The 22748-nt window shown below is 43.8% G+C and carries 23 protein-coding genes and 2 pseudogenes; 3 read left to right on the top strand and 22 right to left on the bottom strand.

Translation table 11 applies throughout. The annotated features are described in order from the left end of the window. Positions 1-13: 13 nt before the first annotated feature. The 6 genes and pseudogenes from JJQ88_RS07315 to JJQ88_RS21810 all read right to left on the bottom strand — a co-directional run. Entirely contained in the window at positions 14-679 is a 666-nt protein-coding gene (locus tag JJQ88_RS07315; protein WP_210365086.1) for a 3-oxoacid CoA-transferase subunit B, read from the bottom strand. Further along, on the bottom strand, positions 664-1365 hold the full coding sequence (locus JJQ88_RS07310; RefSeq protein ID WP_210365085.1) for a CoA transferase subunit A: 702 nt from the start codon (positions 1363-1365) through the stop codon (positions 664-666). The genes JJQ88_RS07315 and JJQ88_RS07310 overlap by 16 nt, the downstream gene beginning before the upstream one ends. Then, complete coding sequence (locus JJQ88_RS07305) at positions 1358-2716, bottom strand: aspartate aminotransferase family protein (RefSeq protein WP_210365084.1); 1359 nt, start codon at positions 2714-2716, stop codon at positions 1358-1360. Before JJQ88_RS07305 ends, JJQ88_RS07310 begins: the two co-directional genes overlap by 8 nt. A 138-nt stretch (positions 2717-2854) precedes the next feature. Beyond that, entirely contained in the window at positions 2855-3835 is a 981-nt protein-coding gene (locus tag JJQ88_RS07300) for a S66 family peptidase (RefSeq protein WP_210365083.1), read from the bottom strand. A gap of 358 nt (positions 3836-4193) precedes the next feature. After that, positions 4194-4526 (bottom strand): annotated as a pseudogene (locus JJQ88_RS21815) (transposase zinc-binding domain-containing protein); the annotation flags it as partial. 133 nt (positions 4527-4659) lie between these two features. Beyond that, positions 4660-4761 (bottom strand): annotated as a pseudogene (locus JJQ88_RS21810) (YjcZ family sporulation protein); the annotation flags it as partial. A gap of 614 nt (positions 4762-5375) precedes the next feature. Here JJQ88_RS21810 and JJQ88_RS07285 point away from each other — a divergent pair. Both JJQ88_RS07285 and JJQ88_RS07280 read left to right on the top strand, forming a co-directional pair. Continuing rightward, entirely contained in the window at positions 5376-6464 is a 1089-nt protein-coding gene (locus tag JJQ88_RS07285; protein WP_210365081.1) for an SGNH/GDSL hydrolase family protein, read from the top strand. A gap of 83 nt (positions 6465-6547) precedes the next feature. Beyond that, positions 6548-7150, top strand: a complete 603-nt coding sequence (locus JJQ88_RS07280; RefSeq protein ID WP_210365080.1) for a DUF502 domain-containing protein — start codon at positions 6548-6550, stop codon at positions 7148-7150. A gap of 31 nt (positions 7151-7181) precedes the next feature. On the opposite strand, the gene JJQ88_RS07275 is transcribed toward JJQ88_RS07280, so the two are convergent. From JJQ88_RS07275 to rsgA, 4 genes are all read right to left on the bottom strand, one after another. Continuing rightward, a complete protein-coding gene (locus JJQ88_RS07275; protein ID WP_210365079.1) occupies positions 7182-7682 on the bottom strand; it encodes a PTS sugar transporter subunit IIA in 501 nt (166 codons plus the stop codon). 30 nt (positions 7683-7712) lie between these two features. Continuing rightward, positions 7713-8147, bottom strand: coding sequence for a peptide-methionine (R)-S-oxide reductase MsrB (gene msrB, locus JJQ88_RS07270; protein ID WP_210365078.1), 435 nt, complete (start codon positions 8145-8147; stop codon positions 7713-7715). Continuing rightward, positions 8131-8685 carry a peptide-methionine (S)-S-oxide reductase MsrA gene (msrA, locus tag JJQ88_RS07265; RefSeq protein WP_210365077.1) on the bottom strand — a complete coding sequence of 185 codons (555 nt, stop codon included), beginning with the start codon at positions 8683-8685 and terminating at the stop codon, positions 8131-8133. Before msrA ends, msrB begins: the two co-directional genes overlap by 17 nt. 338 nt (positions 8686-9023) lie before the next feature. Beyond that, positions 9024-10100, bottom strand: coding sequence for a ribosome small subunit-dependent GTPase A (gene rsgA, locus JJQ88_RS07260; RefSeq protein WP_210365076.1), 1077 nt, complete (start codon positions 10098-10100; stop codon positions 9024-9026). A 475-nt stretch (positions 10101-10575) separates the two neighbouring features. Between rsgA and JJQ88_RS07255 the strand changes: the two genes are divergently transcribed. Beyond that, positions 10576-11337 (top strand): DUF4397 domain-containing protein, encoded by a 762-nt coding sequence (locus tag JJQ88_RS07255; protein WP_210365075.1) that lies wholly within the window; start codon positions 10576-10578, stop codon positions 11335-11337. 116 nt (positions 11338-11453) lie between these two features. On the opposite strand, the gene JJQ88_RS07250 is transcribed toward JJQ88_RS07255, so the two are convergent. From JJQ88_RS07250 to JJQ88_RS07195, 12 genes are all read right to left on the bottom strand, one after another. Further along, positions 11454-12035, bottom strand: a complete 582-nt coding sequence (locus tag JJQ88_RS07250) for a YpmS family protein (protein WP_210365074.1) — start codon at positions 12033-12035, stop codon at positions 11454-11456. A gap of 35 nt (positions 12036-12070) precedes the next feature. After that, complete coding sequence (locus tag JJQ88_RS07245) at positions 12071-12874, bottom strand: SGNH/GDSL hydrolase family protein (protein ID WP_210365073.1); 804 nt, start codon at positions 12872-12874, stop codon at positions 12071-12073. Between the two features lie 116 nt (positions 12875-12990). After that, entirely contained in the window at positions 12991-13566 is a 576-nt protein-coding gene (locus JJQ88_RS07240; RefSeq protein ID WP_210365072.1) for an SCO family protein, read from the bottom strand. A gap of 116 nt (positions 13567-13682) precedes the next feature. Further along, complete coding sequence (locus tag JJQ88_RS07235; RefSeq protein WP_210365071.1) at positions 13683-15311, bottom strand: sensor histidine kinase; 1629 nt, start codon at positions 15309-15311, stop codon at positions 13683-13685. 166 nt (positions 15312-15477) lie between these two features. Further along, the gene (locus JJQ88_RS07230; protein WP_210365070.1) at positions 15478-16320 is read right to left on the bottom strand and encodes a DegV family protein; all 843 of its coding nucleotides are present in this window, start codon (positions 16318-16320) and stop codon (positions 15478-15480) included. Between the two features lie 265 nt (positions 16321-16585). After that, on the bottom strand, positions 16586-16837 hold the full coding sequence (locus tag JJQ88_RS07225; RefSeq protein ID WP_210365069.1) for a DUF2535 family protein: 252 nt from the start codon (positions 16835-16837) through the stop codon (positions 16586-16588). Positions 16838-16960: 123 nt separating this feature from the next. After that, positions 16961-17962 carry a hydrogenase expression/formation protein HypE gene (hypE, locus tag JJQ88_RS07220; protein WP_210365068.1) on the bottom strand — a complete coding sequence of 334 codons (1002 nt, stop codon included), beginning with the start codon at positions 17960-17962 and terminating at the stop codon, positions 16961-16963. A gap of 2 nt (positions 17963-17964) precedes the next feature. Next, positions 17965-19074: a hydrogenase formation protein HypD gene (hypD, locus tag JJQ88_RS07215; protein WP_210365067.1), complete on the bottom strand. Its 1110-nt coding sequence runs from the start codon at positions 19072-19074 to the stop codon at positions 17965-17967. Further along, positions 19058-19282, bottom strand: coding sequence for a HypC/HybG/HupF family hydrogenase formation chaperone (locus JJQ88_RS07210; protein WP_210365066.1), 225 nt, complete (start codon positions 19280-19282; stop codon positions 19058-19060). The genes hypD and JJQ88_RS07210 overlap by 17 nt, the downstream gene beginning before the upstream one ends. A gap of 2 nt (positions 19283-19284) precedes the next feature. Beyond that, entirely contained in the window at positions 19285-21570 is a 2286-nt protein-coding gene (gene hypF, locus JJQ88_RS07205; protein WP_210365065.1) for a carbamoyltransferase HypF, read from the bottom strand. Beyond that, a complete protein-coding gene (gene hypB, locus JJQ88_RS07200; protein ID WP_210365064.1) occupies positions 21555-22214 on the bottom strand; it encodes a hydrogenase nickel incorporation protein HypB in 660 nt (219 codons plus the stop codon). Before hypB ends, hypF begins: the two co-directional genes overlap by 16 nt. Before the next feature lie 2 nt (positions 22215-22216). After that, positions 22217-22570 (bottom strand): hydrogenase maturation nickel metallochaperone HypA/HybF, encoded by a 354-nt coding sequence (locus tag JJQ88_RS07195; protein ID WP_210365063.1) that lies wholly within the window; start codon positions 22568-22570, stop codon positions 22217-22219. Positions 22571-22748 lie beyond the last annotated feature (178 nt).

The following is a 22748-nucleotide window of genomic DNA, read 5'->3' as shown; positions in this document are numbered from 1 at the left end:
TTTTCAGCTCCTTTTAGTATTCGATGACCCGAATGTTACTGGCAATGTCAAAGACACACCCTGTTCTCCCCACAATGTCGGAAACGGAGTGTGGGGCAAAAATCTCAGTTAGTCTCAGAGACCTATTATCAATCTTGAAGACTGCCAAATCTGTAATAAGAACATCCACACAGTTTGCTGCCGTCAGCGGAAGACTGCATTTATCGACAAGCTTCGGCTTTCCTGCTTTATCCGTATGGTTCATCAGCACAATAACCTTCCTTGCCTTTTGAGCAAGCTCCATCGCTCCCCCTATACCCGGAACCTTTTTCCCGGGCACGATCCAGTTAGCAAGATCCCCTTCCTTGCTCACCTGCAGCGCCCCAAGAACAGTGAGGTCAATCCGCCCTTTGCGGATCATTCCAAACGCCATCGAACTATCGCAGTAGGAGGCACCAGGTAAGACTGTGACTGGAAATCCGCCTGCATTGCAAAGATTTTCATCTTCCATTCCTTTTAAGGGTGATGCTCCCATGCCTAAAATACCATTCTCTGCATGGAACATGACTTCCATATTGCCCATGAGATGATTCGGGATGAGTGAAGGAATCCCGATTCCCAGATTTACAGCCATACCTGTTGTTATCTCTTCTGCAGCCCGTCTGGCCATTCTATTCCTGGTGTCTACTCCCATGCCCATTTCCAATTCACCCCCTCAGAAGGAATCACCATGTCGACAAATATGCCAGGTGTAATGATTTCTTCCGGATCCAGGCTGCCAAGCGGAACAATCTCTTCCGCCTCCGCGATCGTGTAGGTTCCCGCCATCGCCACCAGTGGATTCGTGTTCCGGGCACTTTTATCAAAAACCAGGTTTCCATAAGTGTCTGCCTTTTTGGCAAGGACAATCGAAACCTCTGCAGTCAAAGCTGTTTCTACAAGATATTCTTTGCCGTCCAATTTCAGCTTTTCTTTTCCTTTTGAAACAAGTTCATGGTCAGCACCCACATCCGTCAAAACGCCTCCCAGTCCCATCCCGCCTGCCCGGATTCTTTCCGTCAATGTCCCCTGAGGCGAAAATTCCACTTCAAGTTTCCCTAGTGTCATCAAGTCCCCGGCGACCGGATTAGAGCCAATATGTGAGGCGATTACTTTTTTTGCTCTTCCCCTGCTGACGAGTTTTCCAATCCCGATTTCAGGAAAACCAGTATCATTTCCGATAAGAGTCATATTTCTTATGTTTTTAGCCAGTATGCCCTCAATGAGTGATGGCGGGGAGCCCACTCCTCCAAACCCTCCGAACATAAGGGTCATGCCATCATAAAACCGCTCAAGCGCCTCTTCTAGTCCGGCAACTTTCCCGAACGGATTGCCCACATCATTCACCCTCTTTCCCTAAAGCCATTCCAAGCGTTTTGTATGCCTCTGAAAAGACATCCTTAAGGCGGCAAGCCAAATCATCGATTTCCTTCATTGAAATGGTCAGGGGTGGCGCTATGATGATTGCATCGCCCGATGTCCCATCCAGCCCTGCGCCGGCAGGATAAAGGAGGATTCCTTTTTCCCTCCCTATTTTGACAAGCCTGTCCGTCAATTTAACATTCCGTCCAAAGGCCTGCTTTGTCCCAGGGTGCTTGACAAACTCCATACCAATCAGCAACCCTTTCCCTCGAATCTCCCCAATGAAAGGAAATTTTGACTTCAGTTTCTCGAGCTTATCCTTTAGGTAAAGTGCTTTTGTGTCTACTTCCTGAAGCAACTGTCTTTTTTCAATAAATTCAAGGACAGCGAGCGAGGCCGAGCAGGATTGAGGATTTGCACTTAAGGTATGGCCGCTCATGATAATTTTCGAGCCATTGCGGATCGTTTCAATGATTCTGTCGCTGGCAACAGCTGCCGCAATTGGCGCATATCCGGCCCCCATCCCCTTGCCAAGCGCAACAATATCCGGAATCACTTCATAGTGTTCACAGGCAAGCATCTTTCCGGTCCGCCCAAATCCGGTCATCACTTCATCCGCGATAAAGAGAATGTCATATTCTTCGCAAATCTCCTTGATTGTTTTATAGTAACCATCTGGCGGTGCAATGGCAGCTCCCGCAGCACCGATTACCGGTTCGGCTATGAAGGCAGCAATGTGGTCAGCGCCAATTCTTTTAATGGCTTGTTCAAGTTCCCATGCACATAAGAACCCACAATCAGAAGGGGAACTGTTGTATGGGCAGCGATAACAGTATGGGGGAGAAATCACAGGAAACTCTTCGAGCAGCGGGACAAATCTTGCTCTTCTTCCTGGATGTCCTGACATCGAAAGCGCCCCTAAAGTGATTCCGTGATAGCTGATCCATCTTGAAAGGATTTTTGTTTTTGAATTGATTCCTTTTTCCTGCCAGTACTGGATGGCTATTTTGAGCGCTGTTTCAGTTGCCTCTGACCCGCTGTTCACGAAGAAGCTCCAATTCAGATCCCCTGGAAGGAGACTGGCGATTTTCCGGGCCAGTTGCTCGGCCGAATCGCTAGTGAATTGCGACCTGTAAACGAACGAAACCTTTTGCGCTTGTTCATGCATCGCATTGATGATTTCTAAAGCCCCATGCCCGATGTTCGCTGTCACAGCACCCGATGAAGCATCAAGGTACTCCTTTCCTTCCTTGTCAAAGAGATAGCTTCCCTTGCCATAGTCTACTTCAGGGTAGGTTTCATCTAAAGCAGGCTTGATCAAGTAGGACGGCTTCATATTTTCACTCCATTCCATTGCTTTAGAAAAAATGTTTGGACTTTCTGTAAATTGTATGAAATGGATGGACAAATCTTTCTTAAAGAAATTAAAAAAGAAAAAAGACACCCAAAAAAGTGTCTTTTCAAATAAGTGAAACTATTCCTTTTGCTCGATAACGATTTCAGTTTCTCCCCTATTCGCTCTCACGGTTGCCCTTGACCCGATTGGGACAGTTGCGAAAGGCTGGACATGCCCAAAATTGATATTCGCTATAATCGGGATCCCTTTAAGTTCTTCCTTGGCAAAAATGATTTTCTTAAGGGCTTCTTCGGTAATATTCGACCTTTCCTGGAATCTGCCGATCAATAACGCTTTGATGCCCCCGGAATCCGGGAGATGGAGCAGGGACTGCAAATCGCGGTCAAAACTCCGTGAATGGCTCTCCTCATCATCCTCGATCACCAATATCGCATCCTTCAAAGATGGCATATATTGGGTTCCCTGGAGCAAGTTCATTGTGCAAAGATTTCCGCCGATTATTTTTCCTTCAGCAGTCCCCTCTTGCAGGATCAGATAGCCGGATTGATCATGGAATGTCCTATTTTCCTGGTCAAGGTACCACGCGTCATCCGACCAGGCAGCTGATGGATTGATTTCATATGGAGCATCATTGGTGACTGCATCCAGGAATGACTCCATCGTATAATCAAGACCATGTTTCATGCCAAAGCTTGAAAAGTGGGGGCCTGAATACGTGACCAGACCCGTTTTTTGATAGATAGCCAGTTGAATGGCCGTTATATCACTGTACCCGCAAAACACTTTTGGGTTTGAGGAAATCAAGTCATAGTCTATGTATTTTAACAGCTGGTTTGAATTATAGCCGCCAATCGCACTCAGGATTCCTTTTACATTCGAATCGGCGAAGGCGTTGTGCAAATCTTCGATCCTCTCATCGATTGATGAGCTGAAAAATTCATCATGCGCAACCGCATTGTTTCCGAATGTCACCTTAAAACCAAGATTGGTCAGCCTTTGGACTGCCAGTTCAATTTGCGCGTCCTTCAATATTACCATACTGGTGGAAGGGGCAATCACTCGGATTTCATCCCCTGGCGCCAATTTTGTTGCAAACATATTCTCCCCGCCTCTCCAATTTCGATAGTTTCATTCTATCAGAGAAAAACGCACAGCGAGAATAACCTTGTTCAAGAATAATCGAGATCCTCTATGGAAATGTGTGGGGCCGGCATTCTTTATGCCGGCTCTCTTTTGTAAAAAATTGAGGAAACGGGAGATTATTTGTGCTGATTAGGAGATTATCGTTCTCAATCGGGAGATTAAGGGATGCCATCGGGAGATTATGAGCTCAGATTGGGAGATTACGGCATAAGATCAGGAGATTATCGTTTTTGGATGGAAAATTGCAGCCATCTCCTTTAAATCCAATCATAAAAAACCTCGGCTGATTCACTTTCAGCCTTTCCAATCATTAAAATAATACCTTTCTTGATTCCCTAGGAATTGTAAAAACCATGTGACGATGGGGGACATTAAAAATCATTTCCTGTTGCTTTTCTGACCAATCATCCGTATATTTCTTTCCACATTTGTGGTAAAAACGACTCTTACATGTAAAACAAATAAAAACTTCACTGCCGTGACACTCATATCTCAAGTCACGAGCACCCGACCTTATCGCTTTTTCTACCGTTTCTTATATATCTTCACGAAAAGATTCTGGAAAAAATCATGAATGCATCTTCTAAAATCCATCATAATGATCTTTAAATATACGTTTGATTATTCCGCTGCTAGAATTAGTCATTTCCATTTCTCTTCAAAGTTTATACAAACATTTTATCCACAAATCGAGAAATTTTATCATTTCCTAAGCAACAAAAAGGGTACCGGCAGCAGCCGGCACCATTTAATTTACTTTTATTCCAGCTTTCCACTTGTCAGCAGAAACCTCCGCAGCAGGCGCCAATGATAATCAGCAAAATGAACAGTACGACTATCAAGGCAAATGAGCCTCCATATCCGCATCCGTAACCTGCAACCCCTGCATAAGGGTATCCGCCATATCCGCAGCCTAGACCAGCAACCCCAGGATATGGGTAGCCACCATAAGGCATACCGCAGCTTACCGGACAGAAAGTGCCTTCCACCGGCATGCTTTGGACTCCTTGAACTGGTAAAGGGGCATTATCGTAACGGTACATTCAATCCACTCCTCATTTATTTTTGAATTCCTTTCCCTTTAAGTTATGAAATGGGTACTTGACCCGTTTGTGCTTTAGCCTAGTTTGAATTGGAATCTGCAGTTCATTATGTTAATGTGGTTCCACGATCTTACAGACAAAACATTGGCACCAGCAATGTGGCGGAATGTTTAGGTATTTGACTGTCTGCAACCTGAAAACTTTTCTTCATGGTTGTTCCAAAGCCTCGATCAATGTGGGGTCTCAACCAACCGTTTACTGCACTCCCTTGAACACTATCCCCAGATCATATTCAAAGTTTATCCTTTGAAATTTTTATTACCAGATAAGAAAACCATTGAAGTAGAAAGCAAAATCTTTCAAAATATGGCAAAATAGTAGAAAGGACGCGTTTATTCTTGATTTTAGGGTAAATATATTCTGTTTCCAAAACGTATGGAGGAATTCAATCAATGGCTTTGTTTACAAAATGGAAGATGTTTTTCATCCTTGCAGGCACTGCGATCATCTTTATACTCATCTATCAAGCCAAGCATTTTGACTCAAAAAATTTGAATATTTATGAAAAGATTGCTGAAGGTGATTCCTACAATTATTTAATCATCGGTGATAGTATTGGCAGAGGTTCAGGTGCTGAGGAAAAAGAAATGCGCTGGTTCAATCAGCTGGAAGCCATCATTGAAGAAGAATATCGTTCAAATGGGAGAAGGCAGTCGATTGTTCAAAGTGGGGCGACAGCATTCGAAGGAATATACAAATTACAGCATACACATATGACTCGGAGTATGGATTTGATTTTCATCGTTTTCGGGGAAAATGACAGGAAATATATGGATCCCGAGAAGTTTGCTTTTTTTTATGAAAAACTGATCAGGAATGCAAAAGAGCTGCACCCTGACGCTGAACTTGTGACCATTATTGAAAGCCCCCTGAGGCAAGAACCCTATGCTGACTCAATTAAAAGACTTTCGATCCATTATGGGGCAAAATATTTGGATATGAGAATCCCATTCAAGGAATCTGGCATGTTGACCGAGCAGCTGACTTCCGACATGGTCCATCCAAACGGCAACGGGTATCAATTGTATGCATATTCCATTTTTGAAATGTTGAAAAAGAATATTGAAAAACGATCAAGAATCGCCCAGTTTCCAAAACCGTTATTCAAAAATCAATCTTTTCTTCTTACTGACAAAGGTAAGCCTTCGAGAACAGAAGGCTTCCAGCTGAAGAGAGGGATTTATATAAGCGACCGGCCCGGGGAAATTCTGGAGTTCGAATTTTCCGGCCCCCTTCTGGGGATCAAAACGATCAGGAGTGAAGAAGGCGGAATGATGAATGTATACATAGATGGCGAATATGTAAGGTCCGTATCTACCTGGTGGCCATTCGAACGGGAAAGGTATCTGTATATCACAAGCGGCCTTGAAGACACCCGGCATACCGTCAGATTCGAAACAATCAAGGAAGTGTCAGCGAGAAATGTATCACAGCGATCAACGATTCAAATCTCCTCGATTATTGTTGCTGAGGACAGTTAAAGGCTTGCAATCATAAAATTTTATTGATATCCGGGTTAAAACAGTGTATGTTACTCCCATAACATTAAGAATAGGAGTTACCAATGAAGAGCCTATTGAAAAATTTCGTTAATGGGGTACTTACGATTGTCCCGATTATCCTTGTCATCTTTGTCATCTATAAAACGTTTATTTTTTTGGATAGCTTGCTTGGCAATGTCCTAAAGCCACATCTAAAGGAAAGTTATATTCCGGGTATTGGACTTGCTGCCACATTAGTCCTAATAACCGTTCTTGGCTGGCTTTCTACACGGTTCATTATAGGGAGCCTGATCAGGCTGGTTGATCGTTTTCTCGAAAAAATCCCATTTGTCAAGACGATTTATTCAGTCATCAAAGACACGGTTCATTCTTTTCTTGGAGAAAAGAAATCCTTCTCGAAGGTAGCCCTTGTTACGATTCCAGGCACCAACATGAAGAGCCTCGGTTTCATAACCTCTGAAAGCCTGGAGTCCTTTTATGAGCCATTGACACACCATATCGCTGTCTATATCCCGCAAACCTTCCAGGTGGCCGGCTTTACTTTTTTGATCCCAAAAGAACAAGTGGAGATGATCGATGTCAAAGCTGAGGATGCAATGAAGTTCATCCTATCTGGCGGCATGGCAACAAAGAAAAATACCTATATCAACGGAAACAGCCGCTGACTCACAGCGGCTGTTTGCAATATAATCAAGATCAATCAAAGATTACTTCCAGCAAAGGTGTCTTTCCTGCTTCAACTCTTCCTTCAGCTAACTTTTCAAGTGAAGCAGCCTGATCCGTATTTGTAATGATCACTGGTGTAATCGTGCTCTTCGCCTTTTCACCGATGACATTCAAATCGAATGTCACCAGCTTGTCCCCTGCTGAAACAGTATCCCCTTGTTTTACGTGGGTCTCAAACCCCTCACCTTTCAGGGACACTGTCTCAAGACCAATATGAATCAAAATTTCCGCGCCATTCTTGGCTTTGATCCCAACAGCATGTTTTGTAGGGAATACCTGCAAAATTTCACCATCGACCGGGGAAACGACTACTCCCTCAGAGGGCTCGATGGCAATACCGTCACCCATCATTTTTTCAGAAAATACAGGGTCAGGTACTTGATCCAGAGAAACAGCGTTACCTGTTATCGGAGAGAGCATTTTTACATTCTTGACTGGTTCTTCTTTTTTCCCAAATAATTTCTTGAACATTTCTATCATCCTTTCTTTATTTACTAGGAATTAATCCTCGAAAAACTTTAGATATTGTCCATATCCTTCTTCGGATAACTTTTCCTTCGGTATGAACCTTAGTGCTGCGGAATTGATGCAGTATCGCAGCCCTGATTCCCCCGGTCCGTCGTCGAATACATGGCCGAGATGTGAATCAGCTGTTTTGCTCCTTACTTCCGTTCGGACCATGAAATGGCTTAAATCCTGCTTTTCAATGATTTCCTCTTCATCAATTGACTTCGTGAAGCTAGGCCAGCCGCACCCTGCATCATATTTATCAAGAGAGCTGAATAACGGCTTTCCTGATACAATATCCACATATATGCCTTCCCTCGATTCATTCCAATATTCGTTCCGGAACGGCGGCTCTGTTCCGTTGTTCCGAGTCACTTCATATTGAATCGGGGTCAATCTTCTTTTCAATACCTCATCGTCCTTTTTCATCGTCAATCCCCCCCCAATGCAGCCTGATAAAGTTTCCCCTGCCAGAACCTTTATGATAAGCATTGTACCTTTTTGGATTTCTCTTGTAAAAATTCTGGTGATAATCTTCTGCAGGATAGAAAGTCCTGGCTTCCAATATTTCCGTCACAATCGGCCTGTCGAATCTGCCGCTTTCTTCAAGCGCCCTTCTTGAAGTCTCGGCTTCCATCCGCTGTTCTTCCGAATGGTAGAATATCGCGGTCCGATAAGATGTTCCACGATCAAAAAATTGGCCGTCAGGGTCAGTGGGATCAATCTGCTGCCAAAAGAGTTCAAGCAATTTCTTATATGGGAAAACAGCAGGATCGAAGGTAATCTGTACTGCCTCGTAATGGCCTGTTGTATCGCTGCATACTTGCTCATATGTAGGGTTCACTGTTGACCCTCCTGTATAGCCTGATACAACCTTTTCAATCCCTGGCTGTTCATCGAATGGTTTTACCATGCACCAGAAACATCCGCCTGCAAATGTAGCAAGCTCCAGTTTTTTGTTTTCCATATTCAACACCTCACCTGCATACTTATTCCCTATTGTATAACTTTTAAAGCAAAAATCCCATCGAGAAGGCAGATCAGGGTTCCTGGAACATAAAATTTGGACAAAAGCAAAAGCTTGTTTTGAAAAAAGATGATTCAAAACAAGCTTCGGAATAGTATACTCAATTAAATTATTCTATTAGTTTCAATATCTTTTGCATCCTTAATCATTTACACTGTGATGTCTGCGTGAAAAACTGCGTATCCGATAATCTCAGGTCGTGTCTTTTCCAAGTTATATCTTAATCATTCAATGCCGCGCCATGATCGCCAGGCACGTCAACCTCTTCTACGGAAAAACTATTTCCCCTTGAATTTTGCTTTTCGGCGCAACTCTTTATTGGTGTTTTTCCAGGTCCGCTTCATATCTGCCTGTGACTTGCTGTCAATTTTCCTATTGATAAAAGCTAACTCTTTCAGCAGTTTGTTGTAGTTATTCAGTCTCTTCTCATCAAGAATTCCTTCGCTGATCGCTTTCCTGACTGCGCAGCCTGGTTCGTTAACATGCCTGCAATCCCTGAATTTGCAAGCACAGGCATACTCTTCAATATCCGGAAAGCTTTCACTTACACCTTCTTCTCCCGTCCATAGCTGAATTTCCCTCATTCCCGGAGTATCAATCAACAATGCTTCGCCTTCAAGCTGGATCAGTTCCCGATGGGTAGTCGTATGCTTGCCTTTATGGTCGTTTTCGCGTATATCCTTCACTTGCTGTTTTTCATAACCCGCAAGGTAATTTACCAGGCTTGATTTTCCAACTCCAGAGGAACCTATCAAGGCAATTGTCTTGCCAGGTATGAGGTATTTGCTTAATTCCTCCATTCCAGTTTGATCGTACACACTTACAGCGATGACCGGCACTCCAAGAGCGACACTTGAAACCTCACTGATTTTCGTATCCACCGTGGAAGGTACCAAATCCGACTTACTAAGAACAACTACAGGATTCGCACCACTTTCCCATGCGAGGAGCAAATAACGTTCAATCCTGCGCAAATTCAAATCATCATTTAAAGAGCTGATAAGAAAAACTGTATCCACATTGGATGCAACAATCTGCTCTTCTATAACCAGTCCGGCTGTTTTGCGGGAAAACTTACTCTTTCGCGGCAATATCGCCTGGATCGTCCCTAGAGGCTCCCCGGGGAATGTTTTAACTGCTACCCAATCGCCAACGGCCGGAAGGTCTTCCCGTACTGAAGCACCAAATGTGAACTTTCCGGCAAGTGTACACAAATAGTCGCCTTTCTCGAGCCAGACTCTGAATGACTTTTTATGTTCAAGGGCAACCCTGCCAAGGGAGAGCCCTTTTTTTCGATATTCATTGAAATGACTCTTTAGCTCCTTGGTAAGTCCGATCTTTTCAAGGTTCTTCATCTTTCTTTTTTCCCTCCATATGCTTAATCCCTAAAAATAAGGATCAGTGTTAAACGTGGCTGTCGAATTGTTTTTGCCCGCCTTATGCCGAGGACATTGAACCAGCATTCACCAGTTCATTTCGCGAACTGTTGCCCCAGCTTTCCGGGCTAATCAGCACTGTCGGCAGCAACTGGTTTAACACAAATAAAAACCATAGGCAACACAGCCCATGGTTGGTAAGCATATAAAAAGGGACAGGATATCAAAAATCCGCCAAATGCTGATGGGCTGTGCAATCGTTAATCACCAACTTAAATATTACAGTCACTTTTTTCATTGCACGCCACCTGCCTTTCGAATGAATATGTTCAGTATATGGTAACACGGCATAATTGTAAACAAAATTCTGAATCAACTTTACACTTTCCACACATGACATGCCTAAACTGCATATTTTAAGGAGGATAACCAGAATTATATAGGAGTGAGAGGGATGACTACTTTTAGAACCGGGGATGACTACTTCCATAAAGCGGCCATGTATTCCTTGCTTGCAGACTATTATAAATACCAGGATCCAAATTTGCATGTCAAGTATTATCACAAACACCTAAGGAATCTTAGAAAGGCTATCCAGTTTATGCATGACGGACATCCCATTACAAGACCTGGAAGCGGGGAAGCGAGGCTAAGGTTCCTTCATGCTTCTCCTGATGTGGATAAAGTCGATATTTATATCAATGGAAGCAGGGTACTGAGGGACTTCGACTACAAAAACAGCTGCAGCCATATGCAGCTCCCTCCTGGACGATATCAGATTGATATATACCCAGCCGGACAGTCCGTATCAACGGTCATCAGTAAGAAAATCACTGTAGCCCCAGGCAAAATATACACTTCTGCTGTTATAGGAATCTCCCCAAAGTTACGACTCCTTACATTCAGTGATCAACCTTATACTCCTGCTGGGGAAACAAAGGCTAGGTTCATCCACCTCTGTCCGGATGCTCCAGCGGTTGATCTTGCTGTTAAAGACAGGGATGTCATTTTTCCTGACGTTTCATTCAGGCAGGCGACTGGCTATCTTGGAATGATGCCGATGACAGTTTCGCTTGAAGCAAGGACATCTGGAACGGACGAGGCCATCCTGGTGATTCCTGAACTCAAGTTGCAGCCGAACATTGCCTATACTATTTTTGCTGTAGGCACAGTCGAAGGGAAAAGGCCACTGGAGGCCATACTATTGCCGGAGTAAAATCAATATTGAAGAAGGTGCGGTTCTTTCCTTTCTTATCATGGCTCGCTACAATGAAAGAAAAAAGCCGCCCTGGGGGATGAACCAGGCCGGCTTTATCATGAAAAAAAGAATGATTAATCTGCAGGTGCGTATATAGTGAATCGGATGTTGTCCTTCTTTAAATCCACTTGATTGACGCGGACTTTGATGTCACTCTTCAACTTAAGATTATCCATTGTAATATATACAAGTTCTTCTTCAGGCTGAATATTCACGGCATCTGGAAGATTATATCCTTTTTGGACAAATTTAAGCACAGTTGACACAGGAAGCCTTAACCGCCCAACTGAGATGGACCTTTGTTTCAGGACCATATCTCCATTTTCCAATGCTTCTGGTTCAAACGCCAGCTTTAATTCCAGTTCATCGCTGAAAAAAGGCATTGTCCCATATAGCTCGACTTCATCCGTCAGCAATACATCGTAATCCATGTTGCTTCCCTTGGCCTCCTCTTCCAGATAATGATTGATGACCCTGTTTAAATCACGCTTGTTCGTCTTTACTTCAAAAGCGACATCATCTGCTATTGAAGCCTTCTTTGACTTTTGCAGTTTTGAATCATCAACTGGCGCTGCAGCGAGGACAAAGATTCCAATGATACCAGCCGCCACCAAGCCCAGCAAAATAAAGAAACCGACTTTCCAATAATTTTTCATAAATTCATCTAACTCCTCTTTCCTTGCTCCTCTATTTATTCCCCTAAAGAATGCAGGACGCTCGTGTCGAGCATATCAAATACCCTGTCAGCGATCAGCTGATAACCTCTGTCGTTCGGATGGAAATAATCAGAATACAGCAAGTTCTCCTCATTATTCAGGAAGATGTCATGGATGTCGACAAAATAGGCATTGCCATCCTGCCTAACCAATGTCCTGCTTTGTTGATTCCATTCATTGATGATTTGATTCATTTCCTCAACATCTGAAAACCAATGGTAAAATGGATTATAAAGGCCGATCAGTACAATAGGGGCTTCAGGGTTCTCGTTCCGGATCGTCATAAAGATTGCTTGCAGCTTTTCTTTAAAAACCAACTGCTCTGATTGAAACTGATCAAGTTCAAGCCCCGAGAAATTTTCTCTTACGACTTTCATCAAATCATTTCCGCCAATCGTCAAAATAATCAAATCCGCCTGCCTGATGGAAGATTTGAATTTTTTGCCCTCAAGTCTTTCCTGAAGCTGCTCAGTCCTGTTTCCCCTCACACCAAAATTTTCAAAATGCGCTTTTTTTATGGATTGCTCATCTTCAAGCTGTGCTTTCAGGTATGGGATATATCCTCCGGAATCCGTGCTGTCGCCTACACCCTGTGTCAATGAATCACCTGCCGCAACAACGTTAATATCTTTCGGAAAAAAAGAACGGGGGAACGATTCCTTCACTTCCATGCCAGTTTCCTTTATTCTATTAAATTTCCCATTCTCCTTGCTGTCAAACGGGGCACAGGATACCAAAAAAACTGCCAGCAATAAACAAAGTAAGGTGAGTTTCCTCATACTTTCGATTCACCTGCCTGTAAAAATTAGTCCATTTTTCACGTAAATGCTGATTTGGATAAAAAGTTCGCTTGAATATTATAGTATATTGAAAAAAAATAGACCACTGACGCGGTCTATTGAAGAGCTTTTATATCCTTAATGATTTCATCAAACGGTACTTCTTTGAGTCCGGTATAATACTTCACCATTTTAGAATCCTGATCAACAAGATAGAAATCGGTGCCGTGGATTACCTGGTCTCCTTCTTGAGGTTTTTTGACGATTGTCTTGAAGTTTTCCTTTGCGAACGTTTCAATGTCTTCCTGGCTATAACCTGTCAGGAACGTCCAATTTGCAAAATCCACATTGAATTGTTTCCCATACGCGGCCAGCGTCTCGGGATCATCTACTTCCGGATCGACACTGAAAGATACGAATTCGACATCCTTCAAGCCTTCCTCTTTCACTTTGTCCTGAAGTTTCAACATATTTGCAGTCATTGGGGGACAAACATCCGCGCAATTCGTGAAGACGAAATCCGCAATCCATATCTTGCCCTCCAGATCCTTTGTGCCGAACTGTTTCCCCTCATGGCTTGTAAACTTAAATTCTTCAATTGGATAGTTTTTAGCCCCTTCAATCTTGTTTCCGCATCCAGAGGCCAATAAAATGGAAACTCCAATCAAGAGAAACAAATATACTTTTTTCATCTGCTCACCTTCAGTCCTTATTACTATCATCCCTCATTCTAGCAAACGTTTTTGATAGAAGGAAGGAAAAGCTAGGGGAAAACGGTGAAAAAGCAAACAATCTTTTTTGCATCAGGCTATTTCGTCCTGGGTTCGGACATGATTGGGACGAATATTTCAAAGGTTGTCCCCACTCCTTTTTTGCTTGTGACCTTAATATGCCCCTTCATTCGTTCGACAATTTGATAACAGACCATCAGCCCCATACCGGTGCCCCGCTCCTTCAAAGAATAGAATGCAGTGCCGAGCCTGGTCAATTCCTCATCAGTCATTCCTATTCCTGTGTCAATCACTCTGAATACGCCGAATTCCTCCTGCTTTTCAATGATCAATGTTAGTCTGCCGCCATCGTTCATGGCTTCGATGCCATTTTTGAGGATATTGATAAGCACCTGCTTGAGTTCATTCTTGTTCCCTTTGACTTTGATATCATCCTTTATTTCAGTATGTATGGAAATGTTCTTGGATAACATGGCATAAGACACCATTAAATCCATCACTTTTTCTGCCAGATCCCTGCTTTCAATGACTTCGAGCTTTCCAATATCGGGTTTTGCCAGGCTCAAATAGTCATTGATAATTGTCTCTGCTCTATTAAGCTCTTCTATCATCAATTTAATGTACATTCGTTCTTCGTCTGGCAAATCCTTTGCAAGGAATATTTGCAGGAATCCTTTTACCACCGTCATAGGATTCCTGATCTCATGTGCGACTGATGCTGCAAGCTGGCCAATCGCATTCATTTTCTCCGCCCGCTGAAGTTCTTGCTGGAGTTTTGCTTTTTGAAAAATATCCTCCATCCGATCGATTGCTTCCTCCAGCGGCATGGATTCACTCACTGGAATTGCTGTTTGCCCTAATTGCCTGGAAGCAGCGGATACCCTCTCAAACAGCTGTGAAAGCTGCTCAGCCATTTCATTAAAACGGTCACTCAGCTGCCCAAGCTCCGATTGGTCCTCGACAGGCAAGCGGACGCTGAAATTGCCAGTGCTGATTTCCTTGATTCCGAAAAACATATCATTTACCGGTTTAAGGCCTCTTTTCAACCCCCAATTCAAGACAAAATACACTCCTAAAATAATCACTGCCATTTCCATCAACAGTATAAATAACATTTCGGATTGATTCTTCCTGAGCATCGACGCATCCGCATCGATTCCAAGTATCGCAGCGATTTCTCCCTTTTCATCAATGATTGGTTCGAAGGTGGTGATCCAAGTGCCGTACTGATCCTTGTAAATGTCCGTACTTTGGAAAGTGCCTTTTCCTTTTGCCTGATTAAAAGCCGTCAAAAACTCTTCGCCTGCTTTATAATACACCAGTGATTTAAATGACTCTAGCTGATAACTATCTGCCGCTGCAAGCACAAAGACCTTCCCGCCAGGGTACTCTTCAGGCAATACCAGAAAACCATTAAGGAGCGAGGAGTTCCTTTCATTCACCATCGTCAGGCGCTCGACTAGCCTTACCATCGATGGATGGTCCAGCTGCCTGAGCTTGGCGGAATGATGGATATCTTCAGGGGAGATCGTAGCGGACCAAAGGGTGGCAACGCCTTGTGCCCTTTCTGTAATCTGGCTTTTCAGCTGTTTTGATTGGAGATAAAAACTGCTTCCAATAATCGAAACAACTACCAATATCGCAATCATAAAAGAAAAAATGAACAGCTTGTTAAATAAAGGCATGTTTTCAAGTTTCTGCTTCATAATGAATTTTCACAATCCATTCTTTTACGAAATTACTGAGAGTATTCGACGGATTCCATGATAATTCCTGTTTATTATGTAAAAATAGCCAAGCGGGACTTTTCGGTCATAGCCCGCAATTATTTACGCAGGCGAGAGATAAAAAAAAACCTGGAATCCAGGTTTTTCATTCGAAATAATACATGAAGCCTATTGCTCCTACTCCAGTATGTGTACTGATAATAGGAGTGGTATCCTCAATCTCGATCCTTTCATAGCCAATCGATTCCTTTATCGCTTCTTTCAATCTCGAAGCAAGCTCCAATCCTTCAGCATGGACTAGGCCGATGCCCTTGATCACTTTCCCTTTCACATCTTGTGCGAACTGATTATTCAAATATTTTACAACCTGGGAATGGCTCCTGGCTTTCGAAACAGGAGTATAGACACCGCCCTCAAGTGAAGCAATCGGTTTAATGTTCAATAAAGAACCAATCATGGCCCTTCCTTTTCCAATCCTTCCACCTTTGACCAAGTTTTCAAGGGTATCTACCACAACGAATAGCCTGGTTTGTTCACGAATCGTATCAAGGCGATCGGTTATTTCTTCAACGGTTTTCCCTTGTGCCGCCATCTCTGCTGCTTCAAGGACCTGGAAAGCAAGTGCTTTCGAAATAAACCTGGAATCGATGACCTTAACTTTCGTTTTCGTCATCTGTGCTGCACTTTCAGCTGATCCGACAGTTCCACTCATCCCGCCTGTCATATGTATTGAAATAACTTCATATCCCTGTTCGCCGAGCTCGTCGTATACCTTCAGGAACTCGCCAGCAGGGGGCTGGGAACTTTTTGGCAATTCATGTGAGGCTTTCATCTTTTCAATGAATTCCGCAGGAGTAATATCCACCCTGTCCAAATAATTTTCCCCATTAATTGAGATTGATAAAGGCACAACAACAATGCCATGCCTTTTTATCACATCATCATTCAAATCACAAGTTGAATCAGTCACAATCTTAATTTTGCCCATAATATTCACATCCTATCAAAAAACACTCATTACCATTATACATGTTCCTATTTGGAATTTGAAACATTTACTGTCATGGAAACTTTCTACAAAAAAGCGCCAGGCAACTGGCTATCATAATGCATTCCTAGTCAAACCCGGGGAAAGGCCATTCATCCATTCTTTCCCTAAACGGCTTTCAAACGACAAACAGATAGGCCTGAATCAAAGATTTAGGTCCCGAATCCAGAACAAAAGCGCCTAAAAGGCGCTTAGCAATGGGATATCATGCATTATTTTTCAATTCTGCAGATTTGAATAATTTCTCGTAATCAGGCCATTTCATTACCCTTTTTAAATACTCTTGAAAGGAATAATATTTCTTTGTGCATTTTTCCTTATAAATAGACGTGATGAACGTTTGCAAACGGACTTGGATCATGAAATAATAGCTGCTTTCTTCCTCCAATACAGGAATATCAACAATTTTAACCTTCTGTCCAACAACATTTTTGAACTCCAGGCTCTTGAATAACAAAATATCAATCCTCTTTTATACCCGTTTGTCTTTATTATAACCTATATCCAGGTCGAAATGTGTCTGTTTGCGGATTAACTTAAAATTTTTTTCTGATTCTATCATCTGTCTAACTCCTATTTTTCAGCAGATCCTTGGAAGCATCATTCCGTTCAGACGAGCTAGCAGCCTTTTTGAACCAAGTGGTGTTTCCAGCAAGAGACGCCCTTTATCCATGCCCGATACCGTCCCGATAACTGCTGAATCCTTTCCTTCATCAAACCTAGACAGGATTTCCAGGACTTTTTCCTTTTCTTCATTCGCAACAATCAAGATCGCTTTTCCTTCATTGGCGATATACAATGGGTCGAAGCCCACGAGGTCGCACATTCCATGTACCTCCTCCTTGATTGGGATCGCGGATTCATTCAATATGATTGACAAAGAAAAGTCTTCAGCGATTTCAACGAGAGTCGTAGCAAGTCCTCCCCTGGTAGGATCGCGAACAATCCTGACTCCCTTCACCTCTTTATAAAGTTGCCCAAGCATATGATTCAATGAAGCACAGTCACTGTCTATAGGAACATGGATACCAAGATCCCCCCTGGCTGCCAGAACAGCGATGCCGTGGTCCCCAACTGTTCCTGAAACAATGACAGCGTCTCCCTCCCGGAAGTCCAGGCTATTCCCTTTTTCTTTTTCATAGGCTCCTATACCAGTCGTATTGATATAGACTCCATCTGCACTTCCCCGTTCTACTACCTTAGTATCGCCTGCAATGATCTTCACTCCGGTTTTTTCCGCTTCTGCTGCCATATCTTCGACAATCCTTATCAAATCGGAAACAGGGAAACCTTCTTCAATCACAAATCCGCATGTCAGATAGAGCGGTACTGCACCGCTCACAGCCAAATCATTTATTGTTCCTGCCACAGCAAGCTTCCCAATCGATCCTCCCGGAAAGAAAATTGGTTTTATGACGAAGGAATCTGTCGTGATACAAATTCGATTTCCAGGCAAATCGAGAATCGATGCATCGAACATAGCTTCCTTTTGGTTTCCGAACGACTTGACAAACACTTCCTTGATCAATCGATGGCTTGACTCTCCTCCATCTCCATGGGCAAGGCTGATCACCTTTTCCATCTTCAACTCTCCCTCATGTACTGATAATAAGCAGAGCAGCTTCCTTCTGCCGAGACCATGCAAGGGCCAATCGGATTCATCGGGTGACATGCTTTGCCGAACAGGCTGCATTCGTCCGGAGAAATCAGCCCCCTGATGACTTCACCGCATCTGCATTTCGTTTTCCTTGGTTCTCCAGCTGCAACCTTGAATCTTTTTTTCGCATTATATTTTTCAAATTCCGGCCTTAAGTCCAGTCCGCTTCCAGGTATAATGCCGATTCCCCGCCAAGCTTCGTCGCACTCGGTAAAATAAGTTCGCATCCATTTTTGCGCCACAACATTTCCTGTCTTTGTAACGATCGATGGGTGATCATTGATGATTTTCGGCTCGTTTTTTATGGCAAGGTCAATCAGTTTATAGATTCCACTCAGCAGTTCTGCGGGCTCAAATCCTGAAATGACTCCGGAGATGTTGAATTCCTCAGGCAAGTATTGATAGGAATCCTCACCAAGGACAATCGATACGTGCCCCGGAAGCAGGAACCCATCCAGCTGCAGTTCGCCCAGATGAAGCAAATGCCTCAGAATCGGTTCCACAAGTTTCGTAGACATCCAAACAGAAAAATTGTCAAGTGATCTTGAATGGGCTTCGCCTATAAGCAGGGAAAGGATTGGAATCGTTGTTTCAAAGCCTATTCCCAGAAAAATCACTTCTTTATCAGGATTGCTCTCGGCAATTTTTATCGCATCAACCGGTGAGTATATCACCCTGATATCCTTCCCTTCTGTACGTGCACCCATAAGGGTCCTTCTTGAACCAGGGACCCTCATCATATCCCCGAATGTGCAGATGATCCTGTCATCCCCTTCCGAAAGGGCAATCATGGCATCAATCGACTTTTGATCTGTCACACAAACCGGGCAGCCGGGACCAGAAATAAGGAGGACATCTTCAAACAGTGCCTGCTTGACACCTGACCTGGCCAGGGCCATGGTATGCGATCCGCACACCTCCATGAAAGCAGGCTTCCTTCCATACAGGGTGTAAAATTCGCGAGCTTTTTCTTTTACCGCCACTGCAAGTTGCCGGCATAAGGCGGGGTCAGAAGATTGCTTAAGGAGTTCTAGCATTCACAAGCCTCCTCCATTCTTCCACACTTTGTTTTGCGTATTCTTCATCAATAATGGACATTGCCTGTCCCGCATGGACAATGACAAAATCGCCTAGCTCCACTTCAGGGATGAAGATTGTTCCTACTGTAGTCTTCGAACCCATCACATCCACCATTGCCGTAAATTCATGTTTTTCAATTACTTTTGCCGGAACGCCCACACACATTCCTATCTCCCCCTTTTCGCGGCTGCCACAGCCAATTGTCCATAGCTTAAACCGCCATCATTGCACGGAAGCTTCTGGTGGACATATACCTCGAGTCCCATTCCTTCCAGTTCTTCCTTTATTCTTTGCCTTAAGTAACGATTATGGAAGCTTCCTCCCGAAAGAACTGCCTTTTTGGTGCCTTCACTTGAATCGTTCAGAAGTTGTCCCATTCCTTTGCATATCGCTTTGACGACTGTTTCATGGAACTTCAGGCTAATTTTTTCAGCCGGCTTGCCGTCCAACTGATCTCTGGCAATATCCCTCAACATGGAACTGAAATCAAAGATGAGTATCGAATCTTCATGGATTACTTCAAATGGGTAAGAATTTCCATCATAGTCTTCTGCCTGGATTAAATCCGAAAGCTTGATGGCGGCTTCCCCATCATATGATGATACTTCACATACACCGCAAATCGCACTGACTGCATCAAACATCCTGCCACAAGTACCTGCTAGCGGACTATTAATATTCTTATCGACCATTTTTTTCAAAATTGACAGTTCCGCTTTTTTCTTAGGGAAGATTTCCGCCGCAAGCACTTCTCCTTCCTTGCCAAGCATATTCATCAACATGCCAGCCGCATTCCGCCAAGGCTCCTTGATCGCCCTCTCGCCGCCAGGCAACGGCGTATACCTCAAATGTGCTTTCCTTGTATACTTCTGTTCGTTGCCTTTGAAAATTTCGAACCCCCAGATGTTCCCATCCTCACCATATCCTGTACCATCAAGGATGATGCCCCACAAATCGGCACCTAAGATCTCATTTTCAGCCATGCAGGCTGCCATGTGGGCATGATGATGCTGGACTTCGATGGCTTCCTCGAACTGATAATCCATAAGGATGTTCCTTGTGTTATAGCCAGGATGCATATCAATGACTGCAGTTTGAAGCGGGATTTGAATCCAGGATAATAAGTGGTTCAATTCTTTTTTATAATGATCGATTGTTTCGAGATTTTCCAAATCTCCAATATGCGGACCAACAAAAACCTGCGAAGTCCTTCCAATCGTGAATGTTGTCTTTTGCTGCCCACCAAAAGCCACTATTCCGTTCACATCTACAGGTGAATAGATTGGGTCAGGCACATACCCTCTCGATCTCCTCAGAAAGTCGATTTCGCCTCTTTTCGCCTGGATAACGGAATCGTCTGCCGGATGGAGGATCTGTCGGTCATGGACAAGAAAGTAATCTGCTATTCCTGTCAAATAAATCAGCGCCAATGAATCATCGTATAAAATTGGCTGTCCGGAAGGATTTGCGCTTGTCATTACGATACAGTCCAATTCAGGGTCCTGGAACAGCAAATGATGCAGTGGTGTGTAGGGCAGCATGAACCCTATCGTGCTCATCCCTGGTGCAACACTTTGCGCGAGATTTTCCCCGTCCTTTTTCTTCAGGATGACAATCGGGGCCTCGGGACTCGTCAAGAATTTCGATTCTGTCCTGTCGACTATGGCATATCTTTCGATTGTTTCCAGTTCCTTTGCCATGACTGCCAACGGCCGTGAAGGCCGTCCCTTCCTTCTGCGAAGATTTGATACCGTATTTTCATTTTTCGCATCGCAACAAAGGTGGTACCCCCCAAGTCCTTTAATCGCAATAATCGAGCCTGACTTGAGAAGTTCCCTGGTTCTCTCAAACGCTTCTCCTGTCATTTCATCTCCATCTGGTTTTATGAGTTTAACTGACGGGCCACACTTGGGACAGGCAATAGGCTGCGCATGATGCCTCCTGTTCAGGGGATCCTCGTATTCTTTTTTGCAGTCCTCACACATTTCAAAGCCAGCCATCGATGTGGATGGCCGGTCATACGGCAGATTGCTGATGATTGTATAGCGCGGGCCACACTGCGTGCAGTTGATGAACGGATATTGATACCTTGCATCATCGGGATTATCCATCTCCTCCAGGCAATCGCTGCATACAGCGGAATCAACTGGAAGGACAAGCAAGGATGAGCCGGTCTTTTCGCTTGGGATTATGGTAAAATCGCTGTATCCTGCTGGGTCTGTCTCTTGAACCGAAATTTCATCAATCTTTGACATTCTTGGAGCTTTGGTGCGCAAATCGGATAAAAACGCTTGAACAGCGCTTTCGTTTGCTTCCATTCGGATCTTCACACCATCCATGTTGTTTTGGACAGTTCCTCTTATCCCATGTAAGCGGGCGATTTGAAAGACGAAAGGTCGGAATCCGACCCCCTGGACCCTTCCCCTTACAGCGACGGTCATTGAGGACAGCATGTCTTGTACGCCTCTTCCACCCAGTTGAACCAATCATCCAGTCCCTCTTTCGTTTTCGCGGAAACAGGAAGAAGGGTTGATTGTGGATTGATACCCTGTAAATCGGCGATAGCCTCATCTACATCAAAATCAAGATATGGCAGTAAATCAATTTTATTTAACAGGACCAGCTCCGTACGGATGAACATTGTCGGGTATTTTGGGATCTTATCATTGCCCTCCGGCACACTTAATACTGCAACCTTATGGTTCTGGCCGAGATCGTATCCGGAAGGGCAGACAAGGTTGCCAACATTTTCAATGAAGAGCATATCGGTTTCTCCAAGATCGAATTCCGGCAGGGTAGCGGCTATCATCCTGGCATCCAGATGGCAGCCTCCATGTGTGTTGATCTGGACAGCCTTAGCCCCGAGAGCCCTGATCCTGTCAGCATCCCTTTCCGTAGCGAGGTCCCCTTCAATAACAGCAATCTGGTACCTTTCAGAAAAATGCCGGACCGTTTCCTCAAGAAGAGTTGTTTTTCCCGCACCAGGAGAACTCATCAAATTAATGACAAGGGTATTTGAAGAAAGGAATGTATCCCGGTTGAACTCAGCGGCTTTGTTATTATTTGTCAGTACATCTGTACACAATGTTATCTTCACTTTTATTCTCTCCCCTCATAAGATAAGACTTGGAAACTTTCCCCTGAAATGATTTTCCCTGACGGCATTTTACAGATCGGACAGAATGAAATCCTGCTGTCCGGCACATATTTCGTGGAACAAAAAATGCATTCCGCTTCTGCTTTTTCTATATGGATGACTAGCTCGGCTTCTTCATCAAAAAAATCACCGTTCTGCCCCTTGTATACTTCGAAAGCCATCATCAGCGCTTCCGGCATCGCATTGCTGATTTCCCCTACTGTAAGTTCGATATTCTGTATGATGGTGATTCCTTTTCCAGCGGCATCTTCCTGAATGATTTGCAAAATATCCCCCATCAGCGCCATTTCATGCATCAGCATCATCCCTAATCTATTATTATTCTTCTATGTTTCCCTGCCAGTTTTTTTGGCCATGAATACACTTGAGGCAAGCGGAGTACGGGAATTCCCTAAGCATGACTGGACCCGCCTTTCCTGATCCAGCATCCCAAATCCCTAGACCTGCACAACTTAAACTTTGATCGCACAGTTA

The organism is Bacillus sp. REN3 (genome assembly GCF_017912555.1).
Taxonomy (GTDB): Bacteria; Bacillota; Bacilli; order Bacillales; family Cytobacillaceae; genus Mesobacillus.
The sequence above is the reverse complement of the archived record's forward strand: the minus strand, read 5'-3'. Positions and strand labels throughout refer to the sequence as shown.

Bases quoted from the DNA above. Each gene is read 5' to 3' on its own strand.
- JJQ88_RS07315 (WP_210365086.1), bottom strand. From the start codon at position 679: ATGGGCATGGGAGTAGACACCAGGAATAGAATGGCCAGACGGGCTGCA.
- JJQ88_RS07305 (WP_210365084.1), bottom strand. From the start codon at position 2,716: ATGAAGCCGTCCTACTTGATCAAGCCTGCTTTAGATGAAACCTACCCT.
- JJQ88_RS07300 (WP_210365083.1), bottom strand. From the start codon at position 3,835: ATGTTTGCAACAAAATTGGCGCCAGGGGATGAAATCCGAGTGATTGCC.
- JJQ88_RS07285 (WP_210365081.1), top strand. From the start codon at position 5,376: ATGGCTTTGTTTACAAAATGGAAGATGTTTTTCATCCTTGCAGGCACT.
- JJQ88_RS07280 (WP_210365080.1), top strand. From the start codon at position 6,548: ATGAAGAGCCTATTGAAAAATTTCGTTAATGGGGTACTTACGATTGTC.
- JJQ88_RS07275 (WP_210365079.1), bottom strand. From the start codon at position 7,682: ATGTTCAAGAAATTATTTGGGAAAAAAGAAGAACCAGTCAAGAATGTA.
- msrB (WP_210365078.1), bottom strand. From the start codon at position 8,147: ATGAAAAAGGACGATGAGGTATTGAAAAGAAGATTGACCCCGATTCAA.
- msrA (WP_210365077.1), bottom strand. From the start codon at position 8,685: ATGGAAAACAAAAAACTGGAGCTTGCTACATTTGCAGGCGGATGTTTC.
- rsgA (WP_210365076.1), bottom strand. From the start codon at position 10,100: ATGAAGAACCTTGAAAAGATCGGACTTACCAAGGAGCTAAAGAGTCAT.
- JJQ88_RS07255 (WP_210365075.1), top strand. From the start codon at position 10,576: ATGACTACTTTTAGAACCGGGGATGACTACTTCCATAAAGCGGCCATG.
- JJQ88_RS07250 (WP_210365074.1), bottom strand. From the start codon at position 12,035: ATGAAAAATTATTGGAAAGTCGGTTTCTTTATTTTGCTGGGCTTGGTG.
- JJQ88_RS07245 (WP_210365073.1), bottom strand. From the start codon at position 12,874: ATGAGGAAACTCACCTTACTTTGTTTATTGCTGGCAGTTTTTTTGGTA.
- JJQ88_RS07240 (WP_210365072.1), bottom strand. From the start codon at position 13,566: ATGAAAAAAGTATATTTGTTTCTCTTGATTGGAGTTTCCATTTTATTG.
- JJQ88_RS07235 (WP_210365071.1), bottom strand. From the start codon at position 15,311: ATGAAGCAGAAACTTGAAAACATGCCTTTATTTAACAAGCTGTTCATT.
- JJQ88_RS07230 (WP_210365070.1), bottom strand. From the start codon at position 16,320: ATGGGCAAAATTAAGATTGTGACTGATTCAACTTGTGATTTGAATGAT.
- hypE (WP_210365068.1), bottom strand. From the start codon at position 17,962: ATGGAAAAGGTGATCAGCCTTGCCCATGGAGATGGAGGAGAGTCAAGC.
- hypD (WP_210365067.1), bottom strand. From the start codon at position 19,074: ATGCTAGAACTCCTTAAGCAATCTTCTGACCCCGCCTTATGCCGGCAA.
- JJQ88_RS07210 (WP_210365066.1), bottom strand. From the start codon at position 19,282: ATGTGTGTGGGCGTTCCGGCAAAAGTAATTGAAAAACATGAATTTACG.
- hypF (WP_210365065.1), bottom strand. From the start codon at position 21,570: ATGCTGTCCTCAATGACCGTCGCTGTAAGGGGAAGGGTCCAGGGGGTC.
- JJQ88_RS07195 (WP_210365063.1), bottom strand. From the start codon at position 22,570: ATGCATGAAATGGCGCTGATGGGGGATATTTTGCAAATCATTCAGGAA.